Origin of the sequence: Rhodococcus sp. SBT000017 (genome assembly GCF_003688915.1) — a bacterium.
Lineage (GTDB): Bacteria > Actinomycetota > Actinomycetes > Mycobacteriales > Mycobacteriaceae > Rhodococcoides.
In genome coordinates this window covers 4,161,149-4,175,188 of sequence record NZ_REFU01000001.1, presented here as the reverse complement: position 1 = coordinate 4,175,188, position 14,040 = coordinate 4,161,149, and the positions used below count along the sequence as shown (strand labels likewise).

Here is a 14,040-nt window from a genome sequence, read left to right as displayed (position 1 = left end):
CCGATCGATTGACAGACCGGGCGGTCGATCGGCGACGACAGCTACCAGCTCGGTCGCATGGGTGCGCCACCCTGCTCGTCGCTGCCGACACCTCGGGTGGTGTGGTGGGACGAGGATCAGCCCACAGAATCGAGACCATGACATGCCCATAAACCGGCAGATTCCCAAAGCTACCGACCTGCGCGAGGTCCTCTCGTTCAAGAAGCCCGATCTGAACCTGCGCCGACGACGCCTGAACGCCGCACTCACCATCGATGATCTGCGCACCATCGCCCGTCGACGCACCCCACGGGCTGCATTCGACTACACCGACGGCGCTGCGGACGCCGAGATCTCGCTCTCGCGTGCTCGTCAGGCCTTCCGCGACGTCGAGTTCCATCCCTCGATCCTGCGGGACGTCTCTCACGTCGACACCTCGACGACGGTGTTCGGCGGGCCCTCCGCGCTCCCGTTCGGAATCGCACCGACGGGATTCACCCGCCTGATGCAGACCGAGGGTGAGTACGCCGGGTCTGCGGCAGCCGGTGCTGCCGGAATTCCGTTCTGCCTCTCGACTCTGGGCACCACGTCGATCGAGGACGTCAAGGCCACCAATCCGAATGGGCGAAACTGGTTCCAGCTCTACGTCATGCGAGACCGCGACATCTCGTTCGGGCTGGTCGAACGCGCCGCGAAGGCAGACTTCGACACCCTCCTGTTCACGGTCGACACACCGGTCGCCGGAGCTCGCCTGCGCGACAAGCGCAACGGATTCTCCATCCCGCCGCAGTTGACCGCGTCGACGATCGCCAACGCCATTCCGCGTCCCTGGTGGTGGTGGGATTTCCTCACCACTGCCAAGCTCGAGTTCGCATCACTGTCTTCGACCGGCGGTACGGTCGGAGAGCTGCTCAACTCAGCGATGGATCCGTCCATCTCGTTCGAGGACCTCGACGTCATCCGTGAGATCTGGCCCGGCAAGCTGGTCGTCAAAGGTGTTCAATCGGTGGCAGATTCGGCCCGTCTCGCCGAACTCGGAGTCGACGGGATCATTCTGTCGAACCACGGAGGCCGACAACTGGACCGCGCTCCGGTCCCTTTCCATCTGCTGCCGCAGGTGGTGCACGAGGTCGGCTCCGACTTCGAGGTCGCCGTCGACACCGGCATCATGCACGGTGCCGACATCGTCGCCTCCATCGCGATGGGAGCATCGTTCACCCTTGTCGGCCGGGCGTACTTGTACGGTCTGATGGCCGGAGGTCGCGCCGGCGTCGACCGCATGATCGAGATCCTGCGCGAAGAAATAGTCCGCACCATGCAACTGCTGCAGGCCAATTCACTTGCCGAGCTCACCCCGGAGCACGTCACTCAACTCACTCGGTTGGCCCCTCTGCAGTTCGACGCACGCACGTTCACACCACGCTGACCGTTGGAGACAGACCGTCGAGGCCGGGATTCGACGCCGGGTTTCGACGCAAACGCGCGCGCCTTCGCTGAACGCGTGCGAAATCGCCAGCCAGACGGGGAGATTTCGCGCGCACCTGGCAAACGCGCGCGCATTTGCGGATTCGACCAGCGGGCGAGCGGGCGGTTCGGGCAGTTGGGCGGGCGGACCCTCACCCCGGACCCGCCCGCGCCGAGGCGATGGCGTCGGACATTCCGAAGCGTCCGAGGAACACCGGCTGGCCCACCGTGACGATCACGTCCCACGCCTCGATCGTGCACTCCCGCAACTCAGTCGACATCCTGCTCGCCACTGATCGCGCCGTCTCGCACGCATCGGCCACCCCACGGTCCAGGGCCCCTGCCCCGGCCAACGCCGCGAGATCGGCCGCCGACTGCGCCTGATGACGAGCACCCACCGCCGAGCCGACGTGGACCACCATCACGACGACCGCAATCAACGCCGACATCGCCATCGCCGCCAACACCGTCGCCCCACCCTCGTCGTCCTGCATTCTCATTCGGGCGCACTCGGTTCCGCAGCAGCAACCGCCTCCGCCGACAGCGTCAATCCCGGCAACGGACTCGCCACCTCCACCCGCGCGACGAAGTACTCCCCATCATCCGTGACGGTGACCCGCGCACCGTCTGGCGCAACCCGCTCCCCCACCGAGACAGCCCGGGCCGCATCCCCTCTCGCCGCCAACCGAGCTGCCTCCCTGGCCGCATCGACGCACCCGATATGCATCGTCACCGACACGATCGCCCCGATACACACCACGATCACCGCGACGATGGACGCGATCGCGAACGCCGCCTCCACCGTCACGGCACCGTCGTCATCGCCCAAGCTCAGACGGCTGTGTTCAACGCTCGATCGATGATCCCGGTCAACGCCGACACGATGCTGTCGCCGGTCACCACCGTGTACAGCACCGCCCCGAATGCCGCGGCCGCGATGGTGCCGATCGCGTACTCCGCCGTCGACATGCCATCGTCCTCCACTCCGAACAGAACGATTCGAGTCTTCAACTCCTGCAATGCGTTCTCGATCATCTCGATTTCCCTCCCTGTTCTCCGACGCGGCATCTCCGCATCGGAATTCTGTGTGCGCGGCGGTCACAGCAGACCGCCGCCCAGTACGTTGCCCGCCAGTCCGATCACCACGGGGATGATCCCGAGACAGATGAAGGCAGGCAGAAAGCACAGCCCCAACGGCCCACTGATCAGCACACCCGCACGCTCGGCCGCAGCGGCCGATGCGTCTTCGGCGCGAGTTCGTTGGGTAGCAGCGAGTTCCGTCATCGCCGACGCCATGGACGACCCGGCTCGGGCCGATCGCCGTGCCATCCTCGCCAGAGCCTCGGTCTCGGGATCTTGCGCGACGGCGTCCCACGCGGTCGCGGCGTCGGCACCGAGTTCGAGCAGATCGGCGGCCTTGCGGAGCGCGATACCGAACGAGATCGGTGCGGAATGCGCTGCGGCCGCAGCAGCAGTCGAGACGGGCAGCCCCGAACGCAGACATGCGGCGAGCAGGTCGAAGGTCGTGGCCACCGCGAGCGGGTCGGGTGTCGGCGCATCGACGGTGTCGGCGACCGCCCGGCCCTCAGGTGTCAGCCTGTGCAACCCGCCCGCAACCGAGGGCAGCGTAATCAACGCCGTTGCCACACAGAGCACCGTCACCCACATCACGTCGTCACCTTGCCGGTGATCGCATCCGTCCACAGCAGTCCCGCGCAACCCAGTGCCGTGCCGATGAGCAGCAGCATTCCGCCGAGCCCACCGCCGAGCAGAATCTGCAGCGGATTCGCGCCCATCAGCTGGCCGAGGGCGACTCCGAGGATCGGCAGACCGGCCAGCACCAACGCAGTGGCACGGGCACCGGCGAGCGATGCATCGGTTCGTTCGCGAAACCGTCTGCGCCCCAGCATGTCCTCGCGGACGGCGTCGAGCAGTTCGGCGAGCGCGAGTCCGTGCTCATCGGCTACCCGCCACGCTGCGGCCAATCGCGCCAGCTCCGCGTCCAGCAACGGATCGGACGCAGCGATGCCGTCGGCAGCCCTGCCGCCCAGTCGGGACCGCGATGCCGCACCTCGCAGCGCGGACGACGCGACGCCGCCACACTCGTCCGCCGCAACTGCGCTGGCCGTGGCCGGATGGGACCCGACGCGGAGCTCGCCGATGACCACCTCGATTCCGGTTGCGAGCCAGTTCAATTCCTCGGCACGCCGGTCGCGTTCGAGTCGCCGACGATAGCGCCGCCATCCGGTACTGCCCGCCACCGCTGCTGCGCTCACAGCCCAGATTCCGCCGAACCACCACACCGCCCCTGCCGCAACCAGAGCGCAGTACGCCGGCACCAGCCATCGCGGTGCGCTCGACGCCGTCCGCACTTCGCTGGGTAGCCGACGGAAGCTGTTCGGCCACAGAGCAACTGCCACAGCGAGGGCCATCACCGCGGCCGTCATCGGGCGTCACCGCAGCGGCGGTCGAGCAGTTCGAGGAGCCGACCTTCGCCCGGCGTCGGGTCGGCATCTACCGACCAGGCCGGCGCAATGTGCACCCGACCGGTCGCGTCGACGTCGACCACCCCGATCTCACGGAGGCGTCGGGTACCGTCGGCGCTGCGGTGGACGTGCAGCACCACCTGAACCGCCGCGGCGAGTTGACTGTGCAGCGCGTCTCGCCCCATTCCACCCAGTGCTGCAAGAGCTTCGAGTCGAGCGGGTACCTCGGCCGGGGAGTTCGCGTGAATGGTTCCGGCTCCACCGTCGTGACCTGTGTTGAGCGCCGTCATGAGGTCGATCACCTCCGCCCCGCGCACCTCACCGACCACGAGGCGATCAGGTCGCATTCGCAGCGCCTGACGCACCAGTTGCCGCACCGATACCTCACCCACCCCTTCGACATTGGGTGCGCGGGCCACGAGTCGAACCACGTGCGGATGGGCCGGTGCCAACTCGGCCGCGTCCTCGACGCAGACTATTCGCTCCGCCGGATCCACCTCCCCGAGAAGTGCCGCCAAGAGTGTAGTTTTTCCTGCGCCGGTACCGCCGACGACCAAGAAAGCCAAGCGTCCGAACACGATTCGACGCAGCAGCTCGTACCCGTCATTGGTCACAGCTCCCGATGCACGGAGCGCGGCCAGTCCCTGCGTCGCGGGTCGCAGCACCCGCAGCGACACACATGTTCCCCCGCTCGCGACCGGTGCCAGCACAGCGTGCAGGCGGACGCCGAACGCCCCCTGCCCAACGCCCGGCAGTCGCCCGTCGACCCAGGGCTGTGCGTCGTCGAGTCGACGGCCGGCAGAGAGGGCGAGCCGTTGCGCGAGCCGCCGAACGGCAGCCTCGTCGGCGAAGCGAATGTCGGTGCGCTCGAGTCCGCGCCCACGATCTATCCACACCTGATCCGGTGCAGTGACCAATACATCGGTCACTCCGGGCTCGGACAACAGCGGCTCCAACGGCCCCGCGCCGGTCAGCTCGGTTTGCAGAACGCGAAGGGCTGCAAGCATATCGGTGTCGCCGATGACTCCACCTGCTTCCGCTCGGATGGCCGCGGCGACGGTGGCGGGAACCGGAGCGTCGGCCGATGCAGCCAGGCGATCGCGAACGCGGTCGAGCAGATCAGCGGTGACGACGGCGCTCATGCCGCCCACCGCTGACCACCGGGCTTGTGCGCGAACGTATCGAGCACTGCGTTGGCCGCTGCGGCCAGCGGCGAACGTCGGCCCAGCACCAGACCTCCTCGTTCGAGGCGCTCGGCCAACGCGGGCTCTGCGCGCATCGACGTCAACAGCGGAAGCCCGAGGGCGAGAGCGATGTCGTCGGCCCTCAGCCCACCCGGCGCAGGCCCACGAACGACCAGGCCGACGTTGGCATTTCGATCCACGACATGCGCTGCCACCGCCTCGGCCGACGTCACGGCTCGTAGTTCGGCCGGAAGTACCAGCGCGACGAGGTCCGCCGCGGCATACAGAGCGTCGGAGACGTCGCTGGGATGACGCGGAGCGTCGCACACCACCAGATCACCCGCTGCGCGTCCTGCATCGAGCACAGCCGCCACTGCGACGGCGGAGAGTCCGACGCTCCGGTCGTCGGATCGGCCCAGTGCCAGCACCGACAGTCCGGCGCGGGAGGGCAGCGCCCCGTGCAGAGCGTCGCCGGAGACTCGGCCACCTTCGACGACCAAGCCAGACCACCGCAAACCTGGAGCACTCTCCCAGCCGAGCAACAGGTCCAGGCCGCTGCCGTACCGGTCCCCCTCGACCAAGAGCGCACGTCGACCCGAGCGGCTGCTGCATAGTCCGAGTGCGGCGGCGAAAGTGGATGCGCCCGCGCCACCGCGAGCGCCGACCACCGCGATCACTCCACCGTCTCCCGACGGTGCCGACGCAGGTTCGCCGAGTATGCGCACGAGTGCGTCCTCGTCCCACGGCAGGGAGATCACATGCTCGGCACCGAGCGATGTGGCGATTCGCCAGTCGTCGAGTGTCGGCGGTGCATCCGTGACCAGAATGACGCCCGAGCGTCGCTGAAATCCAGTCGACAGGGCCGTCTCTGCGGACGCAAAATCGAGCAGAATAGTTCCGGCGCGGTCCCACATCGAACGTGTCGAACCGATACCGACCAGTAAGTTCTGCTCTTCCACAACACAATCCGCGGCTGCGGCGATTCGATAGACGTCCTCGCGGAGACCGCGAAGTTCGATCGACATCGTCACTGCCGGGTGCGCGATTCGCTGCCGCGAGTCCGTTTCCATGCGCCAAGCGTGCGTGAGAATCTGCTCGAGATGAGCGCGACTTGGGGAAATGTGGATAGATTCGGGCCTGTGGATGAATAACGGTACTTCTGTACCAGTTTTCGACCTACCCCGGAAAAGAGGACGACCCTCGCCAGGGGGGGAGGAGGCGAGGGTCGTCTGGTTCAGCCCCGGGGGGTCGGGCTGAACACCGCCCGGAATGAACCGGGCTCGTAGAAAATACTACACCCGTGGACGTCCTTGTTTGCAAGTTCAACCGTCGGTTTTTCTCGACCGCGTCGGACCGAGTCCGCCAGTGTCACCGCGCAACATCCACCGGTCACCACCGGCCACTATGGTGACAAACGTGACCCAGAGCGCGAGCACCGACGACGCCCCGGCCGGCCGACGCGCAGCGCGCGTCGCGGCATTCTTCGACCTCGACAAGACGATCATCGCCAAGTCCAGCACGTTGGCATTCAGCAAGCCCTTCTTCGACCAAGGACTCATCAACCGGCGCGCCGTTCTCAAGAGCAGTTACGCGCAGTTCCTGTTCCTGCTCTCCGGAGCCGATCACGACCAGATGGAGCGCATGCGCGCGCACATAGCGAGCATGACCGCAGGCTGGGACGTCGAACAGGTGCGAGCGGTCGTCGCTGAAACGCTGCACGACATCGTCGACCCCCTCGTGTTCGCCGAAGCCGCCGATCTCATCGCCGACCACAAGCTCCGCGGACACGACGTCGTGATCGTGTCGGCGTCCGGCGACGAGATCGTGCACCCCATCGCAGAACTACTGGGTGCCGATCACAGCATGGCCACCACGATGGTGACCGTGGAGGGCAAGTACATCGGCGAGGTGGACTTCTACTGCTACGGCGAGGGCAAGGTCGACGCCATGAACTCCCTGGCCGCGCAACACGATTACGACCTGGCGTCGAGCTACGCATACTCGGACTCGATCACCGACGTGCCGATGCTGCGCGCCGTCGGCCATCCCACGGCCGTCAACCCCGATCGCGCGCTACGCAAGGAAGCGGCCTCCCGCGGCTGGCCGATTCTCACCTTCTCCAACCCGGTCTCGTTGCGATCACGAATCCAGACCCCGTCCGGCAAGACCGTAGCGGCAAGTGCCGCAGCAGGTTTCAGCGCCCTTGCGGCCGGCGCAATCACCTACGGACTGCTCCGAAGAAAAAGATGACGCCCAACCCCTTGATGTGAGGAGCGTCACGGGGTACAAATGACGTACGGAAGAACGGAAGGCCAAGGACGAATCGGAAGAGAAGATTCGCTCTCCCGACCGGGATTCCCAGCACGGACACCGGCACCCACGCGGAGCTTGCCACCTAATGGCAGAAGCGCTGTGGGCCTGCGACATTCGCCAGTGATCAGCAAGAACCCTGCACCGGTTGCAGGGATGACCTCATCACCGTCGAATTCTCGCCGAGGCCACGTGGTAGTCCATCACAGCCCACCTGTGCACGCTTGGTAACCAGGCGCTCCGTGCTAACGGGCGGCGACGTCGACGCAAGTCGACATCGCCGCCCTTTTATGTGCTCACATCATCTACTGCGCAGCTTCGGCAATCGAAGTCGCTTCTGCCGCACCGGCTTCGAATGCTCCGCAGCACAGAATCACCCAACTCCCGACGCCGGTTGCCGTGCCCTCGGCGAATCCCGTCGCGCCGTCTCGGTAGGCATTTGCCCGACGCATCCAGCTCACCTCCGGCACCCCGAGGTTGTGGGGGTCGAATCCCGACGACGCTGCCACCAGTCGCGATGCAGCCCGCGCAACGATGCCGTCGGCCGATCCGAAAGCTTTGAGCGTCAACAGTTCACCGTGGACCACCGCAGCGATCACCGGGGCCGGTGCGGACGTTCCACCGGTCACCAACTGAGCGAGCAGGTCGAGTCGCTCGCCGACACCGGCATCGCTGCGGGGCCGGCCGAGCTCGGAGGCGTCGTCGACGAGATCGGCAGCGGCCAACAGGTGCAATCGTGCCAGGGTCTGCAGTGGAGCGCGCTTCCACGTCGAGAGCGTGTTCTGCAGCGCATCGCCGTCGAGGGCGGCTGCGACTCGCAGCGCACCCGCCAGAATGGGGTCGCCGTCTTCGCCTTCGCGGGGGAAGTCCATGGACCCGCCCTCGAGAGTCGACGACGAGCGGGCCGCACGCACCGCGGCCTCGGCGGCGGTGGCCGGCCAGCCTCGACGGTTGGCCTTGTGCCGATGCACCGCGCCCAGAGCGTCGCGAGCACGTTCGGCGGAGTCGAGAACTCCGGGCAGTTCCAGCAGCGGGGCGAGGGGGTCCGTCACGACAGACGACGGTACCCCCTCCCCTCACTCCCTACTTCGCTCCGGCCGCCAACAGCTCGGCGCGCGCCTGACGACGCTTGGCCTGTTCGGCCGGGTCGGGCACCGGGACAGCCGCGAGCAACCGCTTGGTGTACTCGTTGGTCGGACGACGCAGAATCTGATCCGTCGTACCGAACTCGGCCAACTTGCCCTTGTTCAGCACCGCGATGCGCTTGGCCAGCACCTCCACCACAGCGAGGTCGTGACTGATGAACAAGCACGCGAAACCGTACTCACGCTGCAGTTCCTTGAACAGCTCGAGCACCTTGGCCTGTACCGACACGTCGAGTGCTGACGTCGGTTCGTCGGCCACCAACAGCGTCGGCTCCAGCGCCAATGCACGAGCGATACCGACGCGCTGACGCTGCCCACCGGACAACTGGTGCGGGTAGCGGTTACGCATGGTCCGCGACAGGTGGACGCGGTCGAGCAATTCCTCGACCTTTCGATTTCGGTCTGCAGCACTGTGCTCGGTGTGCAACAGCATCGGCTCGGCAATCGACTGTCCGATCGGCCAGCGCGGGTTCAGCGACGAACCCGGATCCTGGAACACGATGCCGACCTTGCTTCGCACCGAACGCAGTTCGCGATTAGACAGGTTGGTGATATCGACACCCGCGATCGACAACGAGCCGCCGGTCAGCTTGTTCAGCCCCACCACGGCCTTGCCGATCGTGGACTTGCCCGAGCCGGACTCACCGACGAGACCGACCACCTCACCCATCTCGATATCGAGGCTGACCCCGTCGACGGCCCGGAACACGGTGCGGCCCGGGTACTCGATGACACCGTCGACGATGCTCAGGGCCCGGGTCTCCTCGACGGCACTTGGCTCGGCGATCTTCCCGGCGGTCACGGCCTCGATGCTGCTGCCCAGGTGCGGAACCGAGGCGAGCAACTGCTGCGTGTACGGATGCGATGCATTCTTGAATATGGTTCGCGCAGCGTCTGTTTCGACGATGACGCCGTCCTTCATCACCGCGATGCGGTCGGCCATGTCTGCCACCACACCCATGTCGTGGGTGATCAGCACGATGGAGGCGTCGATGCGATTTCGCAGATCGCGCATCAGGTCGAGAATCTCGGCCTGCACCGTCACGTCCAGGGCGGTGGTCGGCTCGTCCGCGATCAGCAGTGACGGGTCCGAGGACAGCGCCTGGGCGATCATGGCGCGCTGACGCTGACCACCGGAGAGCTGGTGCGGGTAGAAGTTCACCCGCGTTTCCGGATCCGGCATCTCGACGAGCTTGAGGAGCTCGACGGCCCGCGCCTTCGCTTCCTTCTTCGACAGCGAGGTGTGCGCCCGGATGGCCTCGGTGATCTGCCAGCCGATCGAATACACCGGATTGAGCGCCGTCATGGGCTCCTGGAAGATCACCGCGACGTTCTTGCCACGAATGGGTGCGAGCTGCTTCTCGGGCAGCCCGACCAGTTCCTTCTCGCCGAGCTTGATGCTGCCCGACACCCGCGAATTATCGGCCAGCAGACCGGGAATGGCCATCGCGGTGGTCGACTTACCGGATCCGGATTCGCCGACGATGGCCAACACCTCGCCGGAGGCGACAGTGAACGAGACGCTGTCGACGGCCTTGCGCCATACCTTCTCGACCTCGAACTCGACCGTCAGATCGGTGACGGTCAGGACCTTGTCCTTCTGGATGCCCATGTCAGTTCCGTTTCGGATCGAGTGCGTCACGGAGTGCGTCACCGAGCATGATGAACGCGAGCACCGTGACGGAGAGGAACGCGGCCGGGAACAGCACCAGGTGCGGTGCCGTGAGGAACCTGGCCTGACCGAGGTTGATCTGTAGGCCCCAGGAGATCTCGGGCGCCTGCAATCCGATTCCGAGGAACGTCAGCGTCGCCTCGGCCGCGATGAACGTACCCACCGAGATGGTGGCGTAGATGATCACCGGAGCCAGCGCGTTGGGAAGGATGTGTCGCACCAGAATGCGGTAGGTCGACGCTCCCAATGCCTGTGCCGCCTGGACGTATTCACTGTTCTTGATCGAGATCACCGACGATCGCACCAGGCGCATCGCCGTCATCCAGCCGAAGGCCACCAGGGCCAACGACACGGTGAAGATGGTGCGCTGGGCGGTGACGGTGAGCAGGATCAGGGCACCGAGCAGCAGCGGAATTCCGAAGAACACGTCGGTGAAGCGCGCCAGGACGCTGTCGATCGCACCGCCGAAGTAGCCGGCGAGAGCACCGATCAGAACGCCGATGATCAGTACGCCGATCACCGAGAGCACACCGATGGACAGCGAGATGCGCGCACCGTAGATGACGTTGGCGTAGTAGTCGCAGCCCTGGATGTCGGTACCGAACCAGTGTGCTGCACTGGGTTTCTGACCGGAATTCGACAGAGAGCACACTCGCGGGTCGATGCCGCGGGCGAACAGTTGCGGGAACACCGCCATCACCAGCAGCACCAGCAGCAGGAACGTGCCGATGATGAAGAACGGGCTCTTGCGCAGAAACTTCCACGCGTTGCCCCACAGGCTGGCCTGACCGACCAGCTCGACGGCCTCACCGGTGGCGACGTTGCCGGGCTGGCCCTCGTCTGCGGCGTGCTGAGCTGCGCTCGAATCTTCTTTATTCATAGCGAATCCTAGGATCGAGTACCGCGTAGAGAACGTCCACCACGAGGTTGAAGAAGATGTAGAAGAACACGAAGAGCGTCACGATGCCGACGACGACGGCACCTTCCTGGCGGGCCAGGCCGTCGTAGATCGCGCGGCCGAGACCGGGCAGGTTGAACACCGTCTCGGTCACGATGGCCCCGCCGAGCAGGCCACCGACATCGGCACCGATGAAGGTGACGACAGGAATCAGCGAGTTGCGCAACGCATGGCGAACGATGATGCGCCGGTTGCTGATTCCCTTCGACTTCGCGGTGCGGATGTAGTCCGCGGCCATCGATTCGGCCACCGAGGTGCGCGTCAGACGAGCCACGTACGCCATCGACAGCGATGCGAGCACCAATCCGGGAAGCAGGTAACTCGACCAGCCGTCGTTGATGCCGGAGATCGGGAAGAGCCCCAACTTGAGACCGAGGGTGAACTGGGCGATGAAGCCGAGAACGAACACCGGCACCGACACCAGCAGCGTCGTCGAGATGAGCACCAGGTTGTCGAAGAAGGATCCGCGCTTGAGGGCGGCGAGCACGCCTGCGGCGATACCCATGATGGTCTCGATGACGACGGCCACGATGGTCAATCGGACCGTGACCGGAAGTGCCCGCTCGATGGTGTCGAGGACGGGGCGTCCGGAGAAGTCGGTACCGAAGTCGCCTTGGAAGAAGCCACCGATGTACTTGAAGTACTGCACGAAGAGGTTGTCGTCGAGGTTGAACTCGTCGCGCAGCTGGGCGACGACGCCGGGGGCGAGGGGGCGATCTCCAGCGAGGGCGCGGATGGGATCACCCGGCAGCGCGTAGACCATCGCGAAGATCAAGAACGAGGAGCCGATCAGGACGGGAATCGTCAGCAGTAATCGGCGAGTGATGTAGCGACCCACTGTGTGTCTTCTCCTTGAACAAGGGACGAACCTGCGCCTCGGGTCTTGCCGGCGCAGGTCGGTGTGGGACGGTTACGACCCACGGTTGAACGGGACCCGGTGGGTGACAACCGATCACGCTTGGCTGCCACCCACCTGGGTGCATCGTCAGCTGACTACGACGTCCTCGAGGATGATGTTGCCTCGGTTGTCGATCTTGACGTCGGAGACGCGGTCGGACCACACGGCCTGGTTCAGGCCGTAGAACAGCGGGGTCGCGGGCATCTGATCGATCAGGATGTCCTCGGCCTTCTGGTAGTCCTCGGTAGCAGCGTCGATGTCCTCGGCGTTGTTGCCTTCTACCAGAGCGGCGTCGAATGCCGGGTCGTTGAAGAAGGTGGCGTTGCTGCCGGCCGGCGGCAAGGCCGACACCGAGTACAGCGGGCTGAGGAAGTTGTAGATCGACGGGTAGTCCATGATCCAACCCGAGCGGAAGGGTCCGGTCATGCCCTGAGCGTCCTGCAGCGGCAGGTACTGCGCGAACTGGAGGTCGCCACGCAGCGCGTAGTTCACGCCCAGGTTGTCGCGCAACTGGTTGCCCACCGCGGTCATCCACGGATCGTGGCCCGCACCGGCGTTGAACCACAGGTCCACCGGCTGGCTGCGGTCGAATCCGGCCTCGTCGAGCAGACGGTTGGCCTCGTCCGGGTTGAGCTCGCAGTTGGCTCCACAAGCGTCCTCGCGGTAGCCCTCGACCACGGGAGAGGCGAAAGAGTCTGCCGGAGTACGGGTATCGGTGAAGATCGCGGTCGCGATGGCCTGGCGATCGATGGCCATCGAGAATGCCTTGCGCACGTTCGGATCCTGGAAGCGCGGATCGTACGTCGGGAAGCCGAGTGAGGTGATGTCCGGGCGAGCGCGCTCGCCGTACCGGTCACCGAACGTATCGCGAGCGGTGGCCCACGCGTCCTCGGGGAGGTCGAGCATGACGTCGAGTCCGCCACCCTGAACGTCGTTGTAGCCGGTGCTCACCTCGGTGTAGACCTTGAAGTTGACGCCTGCGGACTGTGCCGCATTGTCGCCTGCGTAATCGTCGTACTTGGTGACGGTGAATCCCTGTCCGGGAACGAAGTCCTCGTCGGCCTTGAACGGGCCGTTACCGATCGGGCGAGCGCCGAAAGCGTCGGGGTCGGCGTAGAACGCCTCGGGCAGCGGATCGAACGCGGTGTAGCCGAGCGTCAGCGGGAAGATGGCGAACGGTCCGGTGAGCTGGACGGTGAAGGTCGTGTCGTCGACGACGTTCAGGCCACTCAGGTCGGTCGCGGTGGGCTCGGCGGTCTCGCTGCCCTGCAGATCTGCGTAGCCTTCGATGTTCTCGAAGAAGTAGGACGCACCGAATGCGTTGGTGCTCAACGCGTTGTAGCTCCACGCCTTGGTGTAGGACTCGGCGGTGACGGGCGTGCCGTCGTGGAACGTCCAGCCGTCCTTGAGCTTGACGGTCCAGGTGGTGTTGTCCTCGGATTCGACGGACTCGGCAACGCCGTTGTACTCGACGCTGTTGTCCTCGTCGTTGAACGTGACCAGCGGAGTGAAGAGCGCCTCGAGGACCTGGCTGCCTTCGCTCTCGGTAGTGTTACCGGGAACCAGCGGGTTCTCCGGCTCGGCGATGTAGATGCTGTAGATCCCGTCTCCACTGCCACCGGAGCTCGAGCCTCCGCCACCACAGGCGGCGAGCAGGCTCGCACTCATCAGCACAGCCGTGGTGACGACCGCGGCACGTTTGATACGCAAGAAAATCCTCCATCCAGATGTGAACACGGGGTCATCCGTGCTCAGTTCCTCGGGCGCGACGCCCGGGGATTCGTGGGCGACCGCATGGCACGGCAGGTGGGCCGTTCCAACGATCTGATGGGATGGACTTTAGACACATCCTGAAACGAACATGTGAACTCCCCCAGATTTTGCTGACCCGTGAGTAAGCCGGAAACATGATCGAAACGTTTCGGCAAGTCGATTTCTCACAGT

General features: G+C 65.4%; 14 protein-coding genes. 2 read left to right on the top strand and 12 right to left on the bottom strand.

Annotation, left to right across the window (positions count from 1 at the left end; genetic code table 11):
- The first annotated feature begins 142 nt into the window (after positions 1–142).
- Complete coding sequence (locus AYK61_RS19705; protein WP_121872060.1) at positions 143–1,405, top strand: alpha-hydroxy acid oxidase; 1,263 nt, start codon at positions 143–145, stop codon at positions 1,403–1,405.
- Positions 1,406–1,595: 190 nt separating this feature from the next.
- On the opposite strand, the gene AYK61_RS19700 is transcribed toward AYK61_RS19705, so the two are convergent.
- The 7 genes from AYK61_RS19700 to ssd form a co-directional block, all read right to left on the bottom strand.
- Positions 1,596–1,943 carry an Rv3654c family TadE-like protein gene (locus tag AYK61_RS19700; protein ID WP_121872059.1) on the bottom strand — a complete coding sequence of 116 codons (348 nt, stop codon included), beginning with the start codon at positions 1,941–1,943 and terminating at the stop codon, positions 1,596–1,598.
- Complete coding sequence (locus tag AYK61_RS19695) at positions 1,940–2,272, bottom strand: TadE family type IV pilus minor pilin (protein ID WP_237669192.1); 333 nt, start codon at positions 2,270–2,272, stop codon at positions 1,940–1,942. Before AYK61_RS19695 ends, AYK61_RS19700 begins: the two co-directional genes overlap by 4 nt.
- A 2-nt stretch (positions 2,273–2,274) precedes the next feature.
- Positions 2,275–2,478 (bottom strand): DUF4244 domain-containing protein, encoded by a 204-nt coding sequence (locus AYK61_RS19690; protein WP_032380048.1) that lies wholly within the window; start codon positions 2,476–2,478, stop codon positions 2,275–2,277.
- Between the two features lie 63 nt (positions 2,479–2,541).
- Positions 2,542–3,114 carry a type II secretion system F family protein gene (locus AYK61_RS19685; protein WP_259468128.1) on the bottom strand — a complete coding sequence of 191 codons (573 nt, stop codon included), beginning with the start codon at positions 3,112–3,114 and terminating at the stop codon, positions 2,542–2,544.
- Positions 3,111–3,890 carry a type II secretion system F family protein gene (locus AYK61_RS19680; protein WP_121872057.1) on the bottom strand — a complete coding sequence of 260 codons (780 nt, stop codon included), beginning with the start codon at positions 3,888–3,890 and terminating at the stop codon, positions 3,111–3,113. The genes AYK61_RS19685 and AYK61_RS19680 overlap by 4 nt, the downstream gene beginning before the upstream one ends.
- The gene (locus AYK61_RS19675; RefSeq protein ID WP_121872926.1) at positions 3,887–5,071 is read right to left on the bottom strand and encodes a TadA family conjugal transfer-associated ATPase; all 1,185 of its coding nucleotides are present in this window, start codon (positions 5,069–5,071) and stop codon (positions 3,887–3,889) included. The genes AYK61_RS19680 and AYK61_RS19675 overlap by 4 nt, the downstream gene beginning before the upstream one ends.
- Positions 5,068–6,183, bottom strand: a complete 1,116-nt coding sequence (gene ssd, locus AYK61_RS19670) for a septum site-determining protein Ssd (protein ID WP_121872056.1) — start codon at positions 6,181–6,183, stop codon at positions 5,068–5,070. The genes AYK61_RS19675 and ssd overlap by 4 nt, the downstream gene beginning before the upstream one ends.
- Positions 6,184–6,517: 334 nt before the next feature.
- On the opposite strand from ssd, the gene AYK61_RS19665 reads away from it, so the two are divergent.
- Positions 6,518–7,363 carry an HAD family hydrolase gene (locus AYK61_RS19665; protein ID WP_374700662.1) on the top strand — a complete coding sequence of 282 codons (846 nt, stop codon included), beginning with the start codon at positions 6,518–6,520 and terminating at the stop codon, positions 7,361–7,363.
- A 365-nt stretch (positions 7,364–7,728) separates the two neighbouring features.
- Here AYK61_RS19665 and AYK61_RS19660 read toward each other — a convergent pair whose 3' ends face one another.
- From AYK61_RS19660 to AYK61_RS19640, 5 genes are all read right to left on the bottom strand, one after another.
- Positions 7,729–8,475 carry an oxidoreductase gene (locus tag AYK61_RS19660; RefSeq protein ID WP_121872055.1) on the bottom strand — a complete coding sequence of 249 codons (747 nt, stop codon included), beginning with the start codon at positions 8,473–8,475 and terminating at the stop codon, positions 7,729–7,731.
- Between the two features lie 31 nt (positions 8,476–8,506).
- Positions 8,507–10,180 (bottom strand): ABC transporter ATP-binding protein, encoded by a 1,674-nt coding sequence (locus AYK61_RS19655; RefSeq protein WP_121872054.1) that lies wholly within the window; start codon positions 10,178–10,180, stop codon positions 8,507–8,509.
- Position 10,181: 1 nt separating this feature from the next.
- Positions 10,182–11,120, bottom strand: coding sequence for an ABC transporter permease (locus AYK61_RS19650; RefSeq protein ID WP_121872053.1), 939 nt, complete (start codon positions 11,118–11,120; stop codon positions 10,182–10,184).
- Complete coding sequence (locus AYK61_RS19645) at positions 11,113–12,036, bottom strand: ABC transporter permease (RefSeq protein WP_121872052.1); 924 nt, start codon at positions 12,034–12,036, stop codon at positions 11,113–11,115. The genes AYK61_RS19650 and AYK61_RS19645 overlap by 8 nt, the downstream gene beginning before the upstream one ends.
- A gap of 147 nt (positions 12,037–12,183) precedes the next feature.
- Positions 12,184–13,806: an ABC transporter substrate-binding protein gene (locus AYK61_RS19640; protein WP_237669150.1), complete on the bottom strand. Its 1,623-nt coding sequence runs from the start codon at positions 13,804–13,806 to the stop codon at positions 12,184–12,186.
- Positions 13,807–14,040 lie beyond the last annotated feature (234 nt).

Coding starts and splice junctions, on each gene's coding strand:
- ssd (WP_121872056.1), bottom strand. CDS start 6,183: ATGGAAACGGACTCGCGGCAGCGAATCGCGCACCCGGCAGTGACGATG.
- AYK61_RS19680 (WP_121872057.1), bottom strand. CDS start 3,890: ATGACGGCCGCGGTGATGGCCCTCGCTGTGGCAGTTGCTCTGTGGCCG.
- AYK61_RS19650 (WP_121872053.1), bottom strand. CDS start 11,120: ATGAATAAAGAAGATTCGAGCGCAGCTCAGCACGCCGCAGACGAGGGC.
- AYK61_RS19690 (WP_032380048.1), bottom strand. CDS start 2,478: ATGATCGAGAACGCATTGCAGGAGTTGAAGACTCGAATCGTTCTGTTC.
- AYK61_RS19665 (WP_374700662.1), top strand. CDS start 6,518: ATGGTGACAAACGTGACCCAGAGCGCGAGCACCGACGACGCCCCGGCC.
- AYK61_RS19675 (WP_121872926.1), bottom strand. CDS start 5,071: ATGAGCGCCGTCGTCACCGCTGATCTGCTCGACCGCGTTCGCGATCGC.
- AYK61_RS19700 (WP_121872059.1), bottom strand. CDS start 1,943: ATGAGAATGCAGGACGACGAGGGTGGGGCGACGGTGTTGGCGGCGATG.
- AYK61_RS19655 (WP_121872054.1), bottom strand. CDS start 10,180: ATGGGCATCCAGAAGGACAAGGTCCTGACCGTCACCGATCTGACGGTC.
- AYK61_RS19705 (WP_121872060.1), top strand. CDS start 143: ATGCCCATAAACCGGCAGATTCCCAAAGCTACCGACCTGCGCGAGGTC.